At 43.8% G+C, this 11,920-nt stretch carries 10 protein-coding genes; 3 read left to right on the forward strand and 7 right to left on the reverse strand.

Annotated features, from left to right (window positions below):
• Window positions 1-694 precede the first annotated feature (694 nt).
• Genes ABKW31_RS22275 through xdhA form a run of 7 tightly spaced genes read right to left on the reverse strand, consistent with a single transcriptional unit; the run spans window position 695 to window position 8,811 of the window.
• On the reverse strand, window positions 695-1,909 hold the full coding sequence (locus ABKW31_RS22275) for a urate hydroxylase PuuD (RefSeq protein ID WP_348618914.1): 1,215 nt from the start codon (window positions 1,907-1,909) through the stop codon (window positions 695-697).
• Between the two features lie 18 nt (window positions 1,910-1,927).
• A complete protein-coding gene (gene guaD / locus ABKW31_RS22280; RefSeq protein ID WP_348618915.1) occupies window positions 1,928-3,262 on the reverse strand; it encodes a guanine deaminase in 1,335 nt (444 codons plus the stop codon).
• Window positions 3,262-3,588: a hydroxyisourate hydrolase gene (gene uraH / locus ABKW31_RS22285; RefSeq protein ID WP_348618916.1), complete on the reverse strand. Its 327-nt coding sequence runs from the start codon at window positions 3,586-3,588 to the stop codon at window positions 3,262-3,264. Before uraH ends, guaD begins: the two co-directional genes overlap by 1 nt.
• Before the next feature lies 1 nt (window position 3,589).
• Window positions 3,590-4,096, reverse strand: coding sequence for a 2-oxo-4-hydroxy-4-carboxy-5-ureidoimidazoline decarboxylase (gene uraD / locus ABKW31_RS22290; protein WP_348618917.1), 507 nt, complete (start codon window positions 4,094-4,096; stop codon window positions 3,590-3,592).
• Window positions 4,093-4,986, reverse strand: a complete 894-nt coding sequence (gene xdhC, locus ABKW31_RS22295) for a xanthine dehydrogenase accessory protein XdhC (RefSeq protein ID WP_348618918.1) — start codon at window positions 4,984-4,986, stop codon at window positions 4,093-4,095. Before xdhC ends, uraD begins: the two co-directional genes overlap by 4 nt.
• On the reverse strand, window positions 4,983-7,331 hold the full coding sequence (xdhB, locus tag ABKW31_RS22300; RefSeq protein ID WP_348618919.1) for a xanthine dehydrogenase molybdopterin binding subunit: 2,349 nt from the start codon (window positions 7,329-7,331) through the stop codon (window positions 4,983-4,985). The genes xdhC and xdhB overlap by 4 nt, the downstream gene beginning before the upstream one ends.
• On the reverse strand, window positions 7,324-8,811 hold the full coding sequence (gene xdhA / locus ABKW31_RS22305; protein WP_348618920.1) for a xanthine dehydrogenase small subunit: 1,488 nt from the start codon (window positions 8,809-8,811) through the stop codon (window positions 7,324-7,326). Before xdhA ends, xdhB begins: the two co-directional genes overlap by 8 nt.
• A 201-nt stretch (window positions 8,812-9,012) precedes the next feature.
• On the opposite strand from xdhA, the gene ABKW31_RS22310 reads away from it, so the two are divergent.
• From ABKW31_RS22310 to ABKW31_RS22320, 3 genes are all read left to right on the forward strand, one after another.
• A complete protein-coding gene (locus ABKW31_RS22310; RefSeq protein WP_348618921.1) occupies window positions 9,013-9,675 on the forward strand; it encodes a TetR/AcrR family transcriptional regulator in 663 nt (220 codons plus the stop codon).
• A 9-nt stretch (window positions 9,676-9,684) separates the two neighbouring features.
• Window positions 9,685-10,590, forward strand: coding sequence for an allantoinase PuuE (puuE, locus tag ABKW31_RS22315; RefSeq protein ID WP_348618922.1), 906 nt, complete (start codon window positions 9,685-9,687; stop codon window positions 10,588-10,590).
• A gap of 70 nt (window positions 10,591-10,660) precedes the next feature.
• The gene (locus ABKW31_RS22320) at window positions 10,661-11,698 is read left to right on the forward strand and encodes a hypothetical protein (protein ID WP_348618923.1); all 1,038 of its coding nucleotides are present in this window, start codon (window positions 10,661-10,663) and stop codon (window positions 11,696-11,698) included.
• Window positions 11,699-11,920 lie beyond the last annotated feature (222 nt).

An 11,920-nucleotide genomic window follows, 5' to 3' on the forward strand; every position in this document is an offset into this window, starting at 1 on the left:
TACGTGCTGTCATTATCTATCTCCAGTTAAGGCTATTATGTCTTAACTAGGGCGGTCGTATCTATTCAACCACGTCAATTAGATGCTCTTACTTTCAAGAGTCACGCCCATTGTTTTTTATACGTTATTTTCGGGTTTGTGAGCATTCCTCAGTATATCGATGTGAAAATTCAATTAAGATTTTTCAGTTGGGGTCGTTTGCGGAATTAATTAAACAATGAGTGTAAAACATAAAAAACAACTGACTACGTCAAACAACTGACTACGTCAAACAACTGACTACGTCAAACAAGTTTGACTGTAACCACGATTCGTTGGGCACCACAATCGGGCGGTAAAGTCTGCCTTGCGTTACATACCAGTAAATGCTTGAACAAGTTTGCCGTTAAATTGTTATCAAAATAACTGTCAAACCTTATGAAGAGCTGCTTTTCGCCAATTGGGAGCGTTCAGCAAGTGCTTAAGGTTAAATCGCTTCAAGCACATTAGAGCCAGTCAGCTCTCGCTCTTTACTTCAATAACAATTGTCTTTTTTTAACTGATTTTCCTCTGTGATCTCTGTGCCCTCTGCGGTTCAAATATATATTTCTTTTAACTTCCCAAATTAAAAACAGGGCTATTTCGGCTTAAAGACTGCCGGAATGATGCTTATTGGCTCTCAGGGGACTCTCATTTTGAGAGGCAACTAAGCCACTTAATTTAAGCTTTTGTACCAGGTTGCAATCAATTCTCGCTCCGCTTCTGTCATGCCGGTTTTATTCATCATCGGCATATCTTTGCTGACTGATGCACGTTGATAAATCAGTGGCGCGCGCGCTGTGACTTGTTGCCAGGTATCAAACATTAAACCTAAGGGGGCTATCACAAAAATATCGTCGGTAGGCTGAGCTGAGTGACAATTGGCGCAATGGGTTTGTATGGTAGTAAACACCGCTTGTTGCTCGTCACTTAATTGTTGTGCTGGCGTTGCACTTACCGTTGTGTCCGATTGCTCATTAATCGGCTCTGAGCGCGGCATAGACACCCACAGGGCAATCAGCAACATACCAATAGCACCAGTGATCAACACTGAAGGACGACTAATACCAATGTGTTTTAAATTAAAGTAATGGCGGATCCAAGCAGATACCACGCCTATGGCCACTAAAATTAACCAATTAAGCTCATGCTGGTATGTCATTGGGTAATGATTACTGATCATAATAAACAACAAGGGCAGGGTGAAGTAGTTATTGTGCACGGAGCGCAGTTTGGCTGCTTGGCCCCAAGCGGGATCAATATCATGTTTATTGGCCACCGCGGCGACCATTAAGCGTTGCGCCGGCATAATTTTAAAAAATACATTACCCGCCATAATAGTACCGATCAGCGCGCCCACATGAATAAAGGCGCCGCGGCCGCTAAACCAATGACAGGCTAAATAACTAGCTACAGTGATGAGGGCTAAAAGAAACACGCCAAAAAACACAGGAGATCGTCCTAAAGGACTACGACAAGCGGATTCATAAATAAATAGACCACCGAAGATCAGCCCTAAACCACGGGCGATGGCTTCACCAGGTGTGAGTTCCATTACACTGGCATCAATTAAATAAATGGCGGCTCCATGGTAATAGATTAAACCGAGCAGTAAAAAGCCGCTGATCCAGGTAGTGTAGGCTTCCCATTTAAACCAATGCAGTTTTTCAGGCATCTGTTCAGGACCATAGGCGTATTTAGACACTTCATAGAAGCCCCCTCCGTGAACAGCCCATAAATCTCCCTTGATACCTTTTTGTTTTTTCCAATCAGGTGGGGTGCGTAAGTTATTGTCTAGCCAAATAAAATAAAATGAGGCTCCTATCCACGCGACACCAGCAATAACGTGAAACCAGCGGGTAAATAAACTAATCCAATCAAACCAAGGCATGTTCTTTTCCTTCTTATTTTATCTAGGTGCCACAGGGGCTTGATATACAGGTTTACCGGCAATATAAGTGGCAACCGTGGCACGATCATCACCCAACATGCTTAAAGCAAAAATTAAATCTTGGGGTGTGTGATGGTGTTTAAAGCGCAGGGCGCTGAGCTCATCAAATAGGGGGTCTAGAATAATAAAATCAGCATCTGTGCCTGGGTTTAAGTTGCCAATCTGCTGTTCAAGGCCTAAGCCTAATGCTGCACCTTGGGTCATCAAATATAAGCCGTGCATGGGATCAAGTTGATTGCCCCTTAGTTGACAAACTTTATAGGCTTCACCCAAGGTTCTAAGCATACTAAAACTGGTGCCGCCACCGACATCAGTGGCCAACATAACCGGAATGTTTTGCCGCTCTGCTGTGGCTAAATCAAATAAACCACTACCTAAAAATAAATTTGAGGTAGGACAAAAGGCGATGCTGGCGCCTTTTTCAGCTAAACACTGCCACTCGTCGGGTTCTAGGTGAATGCCGTGGCCAAAGATAGCGCCTTTGCGCACGAGTCCATAATGATTATATACATCCAAATAGTGTTTACGCTCTGGATAAAGCGACTTTACCCAAGCAATTTCATTATGATTTTCGCTCAAATGGGTTTGAATAAACACGCTTGGATATTGCTGTGCGAGTTCTCCCAAGGCTGCTAATTGTGCCTCGGTACTGGTTGGCGCAAATCGTGGGGTGATAACATAGTGTGAACGCCCTTTACCATGCCAACTATTAATCAAATCAGCACTGTCTTGTTGTGCACTTTGTGCGGTGTCTTGCAAAAAGGGCGGGCAGTTTCTGTCCATGCAAACCTTACCGGCCATGAGTAACATATTGTGTTGCTGGGCCGCTTGAAATAGAGCATCGGTAGCGCCTTTATGCACCGATGAATAGACCATTGCCGAGGTTGTGCCGTGTCGATATAATTGACGTAAAAAAACATCGGCGATAGCACTGGCATAAGCTGTGTCGGCAAACTTATTTTCAACCGGAAACGTGTAGTCGGTGAGCCAATCTAATAGCTGTTCACCAAAACTAGCCAGCATTTCGGTTTGCGGAAAGTGCATATGGCTATCGATAAAACCAGGTAAAAGCAATTTACCAGAATAATCGTGTACATCTAAGTTATCGTATTGATTTATATTAGTTTTGTAGTCGCCAATAAACTCTATTTTATCGTTACGCGTAACTAATAGGCCATCGATGAAGAATACGTAGTCCGATTTTGGCGAACCACTGGCCACAGGAAAATGCAGAATTTGTGCTCTGAATCCTTTAATACTGCTAGGCTTAATCTGAGTAGTATTTGACTGCATTAACTGCCCCGATAACTACTAAAACCATAGGGCGAAATTAGCAAGGGCACGTGATAGTGGCCGCCATTTTCAACTAATTCAAAATGGATATCGACAAAAGGATAAAAGGCCGCACCATGGTGAGCGAGTAAATAGTTTTTAGTGTGAAAGCGCAGTTGATAAATGCCAGCCACAAAGTCGGTATCTTGCCATTGGTTGCAACGTCCATCGCTATTGGTTGTTGCGCTAATTTCTTTACCTTGTGGGCTAATCAAGGTGAGTTGCATATTGGCAGCGGGTTTGCCTAACGTGGTGTCAAGTACGTGGCTTGAGAGGCTAATAGTCATGTTATTGGCTTAATCCTTTGTTGAGGCGTAATAAGGTGATTTTTAACTGCTCAATAGCAGCCAAGGAAATTTCGCTGGGGGTATCATTAGCATAACGTTGCTTTAAAGCAGTTAGCATGGTTTGGGCACTCAGCCCCGTGGCACAAATAATAAAAATAAATCCATGTTTAGCTAGATATTGATGATTTAAGGCGCTTAATTCAACAAGGGTAGCTTCATCCGCTTGTGCAGCGCCTTGCTGTTCATTGCTTGCTAGGGTTTTAGTGCTGGCATATTTGGCGCGCAAACTATCGACATCACCAATCATAGGGTGACCCTCAAATGCTTCAAGATAATCGACAACTGCACATTGTTGCCAGCTTTGTTGTGCCAGACTGATCAGGGAGTCAACAGTGTCAAAAGGCATGCCTTCTAACATTAGTTTACACCAGCGGCTGGATACACAGCATTGGTTAAACCAGCTATAAGCTTCATCAGCGTTAAGTTCATTTAAATCTGTGAGGGTCATGAGTTAGTCTCTAATTTTGCAATAAGCTGCTGATTGGTTAACCACTGTGCTTTTTGTTTGGCAGGATCTTTATTAATGACCTGTAGTTTTTGCATTAATTGAGCGGCGATAGAAACGGCAACGTTAATAGGCTCTTTGCCCGGCACGCTGAGGTCGCCAACGGGGCTAATCAATCGTTCAATCGCCTCGTGACTAAAGCCTCGATGACCTAAGCGTGTAGTAAAGCGTCGGGCTTTAGTATCTGAGCCAATCATGCCTAAATAAGCTACGTCTTGGCGCTCAAGCCCAGCAGTGACTAAGTCGTAATCGAGTTGATGATTGTGGGTCATGATCAACATCCAAGGATTAGGATTAAGTTGTTTGACTGTGGCTACTGGCTCATCGCTCAGCACATATTTTAGGTTACCGCCCACATGGGTATAGTTAGCTTTAAATTCATTAAAAAGTACTTCTCGCTCATCTACCCATACTATTTGTAATGGCAATTGCACAATAATAGGTACTAATGCCTGCGCTACATGCCCTGCACCATAGAGGGCTAGCTGTTGGCAATGGGACACAAATACCTCAAACAGAACATTTGTTGCACCGCCACAACATTGACCTAATTTACTAGATAGTGGAAAGTGCTCTACATGTTGGGTGTTTGATGTGCCTGCTAAAGCATTTTTTTGATTTTCAATGAGCAAAAAGCGGGCGCGCTGGGTGACACTGTGCTCTAAGTTTCCGCCACCAATAGTGTCGTAGGTTTCATCTGCACACACCAGCATCTTAGTGCCGCCATCTCTGGGGGTAGAGCCTGCAGTGGCCAGAAGGGTTACTAGTACATAACTTTTGGCTTGTTGTTGGCAAAGATGCAGGGCATCAAACCAAGTGCGTGGCTTTATCATGATGGCTGTTCCTGAGCAGCAAAACGCTGCGCTTCGCATACCGCCCAATAGACTTTTTCAGGTGTAGCGGGCACCGGCAACGCTGGATCAATTTTGTAATTAGCAATGCTAGAGATAGCGTCTTTTAACGCGCACCACACCGAATTAGCCAACATAAATGGCGGTTCGCCTACGGCTTTAGAGTGATAAATGCTGTCCTCGGCGTTGGCTCTGGGGAATAGTTCAACATTAAACTGCTCAGGAATATCGCCAATGGCAGGAATTTTATAAGTTGCGGCATTGTTACTGGTTAATTTACCACTTTGATCCCACAGTAATTCTTCGCTGGTGAGCCACCCCATGCCTTGCACAAAACCACCTTCTATTTGCCCAATGTCTATGGCTGGATTAAGGCTTGTGCCCACATCATGCAGTATATCAACTCGTTCAACTTTATATTCGCCACTTAACGTATCAATAGAAACCTCCGAGCAACTTGCTCCGTAGGCAAAATAAAAGAAGGGACGGCCTTTGCCTATGCCACGGTCATAGTGAATTTTAGGCGTTTTGTAAAAGCCCGTGGTACTGAGTGAAACTCGCGCGATATAGGCCTGCTGAATAAGTTCGACAAAATTGATGCTGTGTTCGTTACAATGTACTCGTTGCTCAACAAAGCTTACGTCCTGAGCTTGAGCTGCACATAAATTGGCATAAAACTCAGCTAAGCGTTGTTTAATGATGATACAGGCATTTTGCGCAGCTTTACCATTTAGGTCAGTCCCCGATGAAGCCGCGGTAGGCGAAGTATTTGGCACTTTGTCGGTGCGAGTAGACGTGACCTCAATCCAGTCTGAGGGAACACCAAATTCGTTGGCCACTATTTGGCCAATCTTGGTATGCAGACCTTGGCCCATTTCGGTGCCACCGTGGTTAATTTGCATACTGCCGTCGGTATAAACATGCAATAGCGCACCAGCTTGATTAAGATGTTTTGCGGTAAACGAAATACCAAACTTCACCGGAGTTAAGGCCAAGCCCTTTTTAATAATAGGACTGCTGGCGTTAAATTTTTCAAGCTCAGCTCGACGTCGCCAATAATCTGCGCTATGGGCGAGTTTATCCATTATTTCTGGCAGTAAATTGTGCTCTATTTTCATACCGTAATGGGTCATATTTCGGCTTTGTTCACCGTATAAATTGCGTAATCTGACCGTTAATGGATCGCTGCCAATTTTACGGGCGATTTTGTCCATCATGGCTTCAGCCATGATCATGCCTTGCGGGCCACCAAAACCACGATAAGCGGTATGCGATACATGGTTAGTGCGGCAACGGTAACCTTCAACGGTGCAGTCACCCAGATAATAACCATTATCACAGTGGAACATGGCGCGATCCACAATGGCATCTGACAAGTCGGGCGAATGCCCGCAGATACCATTAATGTCCATTTGGGTGGCCTGAATAAGACCTTGTTGATCGAAACCCACTTTATAACGATTTTCGAAAGGGTGGCGTTTGCCAGTGGCTTGCATGTCTTGCATACGGGGTAAACGCAATTTTACCGCCACCTTATTGCGCTTGGCTAATAGTGCGGCTATGCAGGCCCATTGTGCGGCCTGAGTTTCTTTACCACCAAAACCTCCACCCATGCGGCGCATATCAACTACTACTTTGTGCAGTTTAACGTCGAGTACTTCGGCAATAAGTTTTTGTACTTCACTGGGGTGTTGGCTTGAGGTGTACACCAATACTCGATCATCTTCCTCCGGGATGGCCAGTGAAACTTGGCCCTCAAGATAAAGGTGCTCTTGGCCGCCAATGATTAATTCACCTTCGGCTTGCAGGGGACTTGTGGCGTAGCTAGCAGCGAAATCGCCATGTTGCATCTTGTGCATAGGACGAACAAAGTTATTCTGTGCTCTAGCTTGCTCTGCACTTAAGCAAGGCTCTCTGGATTCAATTTTAACTTTAGCTTTTAAAGCCGCTTGGCGGGCAAAGGTTGTACTAATGGCTAATACTGCAAATAGAACCTGACCGTGGTAGAGGATTTCTTGGTGAGCAAATAAAGGATCTCCCTTGAATACTGGGCCGATATCAATGTGTCCAGGTACATCATCTACAGTAATAACGTCAATGACACCTTGGCTATTTTTGACTTCACTCAGATCGAGTTCAGTGATAATGCCGCTAGTAACTTGACTCAGGCCTACTGCTGCATGGAGCAAGCTAACAGGCTCAGGCATATCGTCGACGTAGCGAGCGCTACCACTGACTTGTCTACTCGCGCTTTCGTGGGCTTGGCTTTTACCTGCAACGCCAAAGGCGCTGGGGGTATTGACCGCAGGCTCGATGAGTTTACGCATGACTTACCCCTTGTTGACCTTGGTTGACTTGCACTACGCGGGTGGAGATAGCGTGCTGTTGGCTGTTGGTTTCCAGCCAAAAACGGCGCCATAAGTTAACTAACATCTCCTGTCGATACGCTTTAGTGGCCCGTACGTCATCAATGGGGCTGAATGACTCACTTATTAGTGCAATCGCTAATTCGAAAGTGCTGGCTGCGGACCATGGTTTACCGACTAATATATTATTGAGTTCAATACTGACCGGGGTTGCTGCAACACCACCAAAACCGCATGAAATGTTAGCGACTAGGCCTTTATTTAATTCAATATTAAACACCGCGCATACCGCCGAAATGTCGTCTTCCATGCGCTTAGATATTTTATAAGCTCGGAGTTGGGAGAGCTCGGCTGCAAACGGAATATAGATGGCTTCAATCCATTCACCGGCCTGCATTGCGGTGCTGCGGTAGTCGAGGAAAAAGTCTTTAGCTGCAACCGAACGACGGTTTACACCATCATCTAAGTTAATTGTGGCATTGAGAGCGAGCAGTACCGGAGGCATATCACCGATAGGTGATGCATTAGCGACATTGCCACCTAAAGTGGCTTGATTACGAATAGGGTAAGAAGCAAAACGGGTAAATAATTCCTCAAGGGCAGGGAAATAAGCCAACAACGGCTGTTCAATGTCGCTAAAAGGCAAGGCAGCGCCTAAGAGTAAGCCCTTTTCATGCACCTCTAATTGTCTCAACTCTTTGACTTGACTCAAAGAAATAAGCGTACTGTGGGAGCGTAATTGCTGGGTGACTTGCAAAGCTAAATCAGTACTGCCAGCAAATAAAGGCGCTTGTGGATGTCTGTTAATGGCCTCGCGCAAACCGTTTCGGTCTAAGGGGGTTAATAAGTTTTGTTGAGCATTATCTTGAGATTTTATATTTTTTAACTGCTTAATGACTTGTGCTGCCTGTTGATCAAATTGATCGGGCTGTCGATTAGTACAAGCGTGCAGGGTGGCATCTATTATCGGACGATAGCCAGTACAACGGCATAAATTACCAGATAGGGCATGATTTACTGTTTCGCGATCAACTGTATTATCATCATGGTAAAGGGCAAACATCGACATAATAAAACCAGGTGTGCAAAAACCGCATTGTGAGCCATGATGGTCGACCATACTTTGTTGTACAGGATGCAAATCTTTATTCGCAGCCAAATGCTCAACCGTAATTAATTGTTTGCCTTGAAGTGCAGACATAAAGGTAATACAACTGTTGACGGGGCGATAATGTAATTGTTCAGCATTAGCTTGATTGTTTTGTATATGTGTTTGTTTGCGTTCTGCTAACACCACGGTACACGCACCACAATCACCCGAAGCACAGCCTTCTTTGGTGCCGGTCAGTTTTTGTTGTTCGCGCAAATATTCAAGCACGGTTAAATCAGCCTGTTGTGGGCTTATTTCTATCAGCTTGTTGTTGAGTAAAAAGCTTAGCATTGGGGCCTCGACAAATTTGCTTATTGGTCTTTTTTGCTATTATCACGATAGCGTTATTGAATTACAATCAAAAACTAGACCATTTGGTCAAGGGTTGGAATTGTTATTGCTTATGACCATGTATGAGATCGCTTAAACTTGGGTCTTAGCACTAAGCCAATAATAATCAAATTGAAAGTAAAGACGACAATTGAGAGTCAAATGAAGCAAAAGGAATACCAGAAAGACGACACAATAGGAGCAGTTAATCGGCATAAGATTTTAGCCGCAGCTGAAGTGGAATTTGCCCTACATGGCTTTGCTGGCACGCGTGTGCAACATATAGCAGACAGAGCACAATTACCAAAAACCAATGTTTTATATTATTTTAGAAGTAAAGAAGGGCTATATTTAGCCTTGCTTGAAGACATACTAAGTTTATGGAATGGTGAGTTTGATGAGGCAACTGCCGAAGATGAACCCGCACAGGTTCTGGCCAATTATATTGCTGATAAAATGGAAATTTCTCGCACAAGACCAGACGCCTCTAAGATATTTGCACTAGAAATAATCAATGGTGCACCAAATTTGAGCGGCTTTTTTAAAGATCAACATGCCACTTGGATGAAAGCGCGAGTAGAAGTGATTGAACAATGGATAGCCTTGGGGAAACTGTCAGCAGTCGACCCTTATTATCTGTTGTTTAATATATGGGCGACATGTCAGCACTACGCTGATTTTTCGGTACAAATAACGGAACTCAGGGGTAAGCCGATGGAGTCACAGGATTTTATCGACGCGACAAAAAATTTAGTCGAACTCATTCTAAAGGGCTGCGGTCTAAAGATACCTGACGAGTTTCATACGAATAAAGTTAAGAGTTAAAGGATTATTATGATTCATGCTTACCCTCGGGATTTGATCGGCTATGGTCAATATCCACCCAATCCTAATTGGCCCAATCAAGCTAAAATTGCCGTACAGTTCGTTCTTAACTATGAAGAAGGCGGAGAAAACTGTGTTTTACACGGTGATGATGCGTCAGAAGTGTTTCTTTCAGAAATTATTGGTGCGCAAGCTTATCCCGATCGCCATATGAGTATGGAATCTATGTATGAATACGGCAGTCGAGCTGGCTTTTGGCGATTACATCGCCTGTTCGAACAATATAATCTGCCCATTACCGTATTTGGCGTGACGATGGCCTTGCAACGCAATCCAGAAGCTGTTGCAGCTATGTTGAGTTCAAAATGGGAAATTGCTAGTCATGCTATGCGTTGGATCCATTTTCAGGATATGCCTGAAGCCCAAGAGAAAAAAATGATCCATGCGGCTATCCAATTACATCAGGCTATTACCGGCAGTAAACCAGCGGGGTGGTATACCGGACGAACCAGTCCTAATACACTGAAGTTATTGGCTGAGAGAGATGACTTGCTTTATTGCGCTGACTCTTATGCCGACGATTTACCCTATTACGATACTCAACATGAAAGGCCATTGCTGATGGTGCCATACACCCTAGATACCAATGACATGCGCTTTGCCACTCCCCAAGGTTTTAATAGTGGCGAGCAATTTTATCAGTATTTAAAAGATGCTTTTGATGTACTGTATAAGGAAGGTGAAGTGGCGCCTAAAATGTTATCTATCGGTTTGCATTGCCGGATTATAGGTCGTCCAGCACGCATGGCCGCTCTGCAACGCTTTATTGAGTATGTGCAAAGTCATGACAAAGTATGGCTGTGTACCCGCGAGCAAATTGCCACGCACTGGCAACAACACTTCCCCTACAAATAAGGTCTAAAGACTCTACATAAACCCAAGCTAAGTCTTGGGTTTTTTATTTGTAAAATGTCATGCTAAGCTAATGAAAATAAACATAAAAGCTATTACTGTGATGATTAAAAAAATCTCTTTACTACTAGGTGTAATAATTAGTTCTACTGCATTCGCAGACAAGGTCCAGTTACTTGATCCCAAGGTGAGTTTTCAAGCAGTGCATCGTAACGGGGCACATATTTGGGCAAGCGGTACCAATGGAGGAATTTATAAAAGTACTGATAATGGCCAACAATGGAATAAAATCGAAGGCCCCAAGGATAGCGAAAATTTGCAATTTAGAGATATTCAGCCCTTAGGTAAGGGTGGTCTTATTGTTATGAGCGCAGGTGAAGGCGATAACTCACGAATATATCGCACTCATGATTCAGGTAAAAATTGGCAGCTACAAATTGCCGGTCAGCGAGCGAGTACGTTCTATGATTGTCTGCACTTTATTAACGATCAAGATGGCTGGTTATATGGTGATTCTGATGAAGACGGTCTATTTATTCTCGCTACCAACGATGGTGGTATTAGTTGGCAAAGACAAGCACTGCCATTTGCAGCACAAGCAGGTGAGGGTGGTTTTGCCTCCAGTGGTACTTGCCTAAACAAAGGTCAAGACGGCAATATCTATGTTGGTACCGGAAATGGTATCAGCCCCCGTGTATTGATAAAAAATGGCCAAGACTGGCAGAGCCTTGACGTACCTTTACCAGGCGGTGAAGCGGCTGGGGTGTTTAGTTTACAACAAGCTGAGCAATGGCTGTATGTTTTTGGCGGAAGCTTAAAAGAACAAGGTAAAGCCGCTAAAGCACTGCGTTACAATTTAGTATCAAAGCAATGGAGTTCTTTACCCGAACTCCCGTTAAAAAGCGCAGTTTACGGTTCAGCTTTGATCAAAAAAGACAATAAAATTCATGTATTAATTGCTAATCCACAAGGTGTGAGTGTTTGGCAAGAAGGCGCAGATAACTGGAAATCATTGAGTAATAATAATATTTGGAGCTTAGCTTGTGATGACCAATTGGGATGCATAGGAGTAGGAAAAGATGGATTGGTAGAAAGTTTTACATTCCACTAAATTCGATATGCAGGTTCTGCTAGTTAGAATGTGGAAAGTCAAATTGAGACGAAATTGAATAGTCGAAACTTTGGCTTTTATAAAGACAGTCATAATAAGTAGCTTGAGCTTGTATCATGACAGCCATCATAAATTGGCAAAAAGACAGTTTTGAACTACGCTTTAAAGGTTCAAACAACCACGGATGGTCTGTCATGCCACAATCACGTCAAAGCCAAATCA

This window comes from Paraglaciecola sp. 25GB23A (assembly GCF_040012495.1).
Classification (GTDB): domain Bacteria; phylum Pseudomonadota; class Gammaproteobacteria; order Enterobacterales; family Alteromonadaceae; genus Paraglaciecola.

Coding starts and splice junctions, on each gene's coding strand:
- ABKW31_RS22275 (WP_348618914.1), bottom strand. CDS start 1,909: ATGCCTTGGTTTGATTGGATTAGTTTATTTACCCGCTGGTTTCACGTT.
- guaD (WP_348618915.1), bottom strand. CDS start 3,262: ATGCAGTCAAATACTACTCAGATTAAGCCTAGCAGTATTAAAGGATTC.
- uraH (WP_348618916.1), bottom strand. CDS start 3,588: ATGACTATTAGCCTCTCAAGCCACGTACTTGACACCACGTTAGGCAAA.
- uraD (WP_348618917.1), bottom strand. CDS start 4,096: ATGACCCTCACAGATTTAAATGAACTTAACGCTGATGAAGCTTATAGC.
- xdhC (WP_348618918.1), bottom strand. CDS start 4,986: ATGATAAAGCCACGCACTTGGTTTGATGCCCTGCATCTTTGCCAACAA.
- xdhB (WP_348618919.1), bottom strand. CDS start 7,331: ATGCGTAAACTCATCGAGCCTGCGGTCAATACCCCCAGCGCCTTTGGC.
- xdhA (WP_348618920.1), bottom strand. CDS start 8,811: ATGCTAAGCTTTTTACTCAACAACAAGCTGATAGAAATAAGCCCACAA.
- ABKW31_RS22310 (WP_348618921.1), top strand. CDS start 9,013: ATGAAGCAAAAGGAATACCAGAAAGACGACACAATAGGAGCAGTTAAT.
- puuE (WP_348618922.1), top strand. CDS start 9,685: ATGATTCATGCTTACCCTCGGGATTTGATCGGCTATGGTCAATATCCA.
- ABKW31_RS22320 (WP_348618923.1), top strand. CDS start 10,661: ATGAAAATAAACATAAAAGCTATTACTGTGATGATTAAAAAAATCTCT.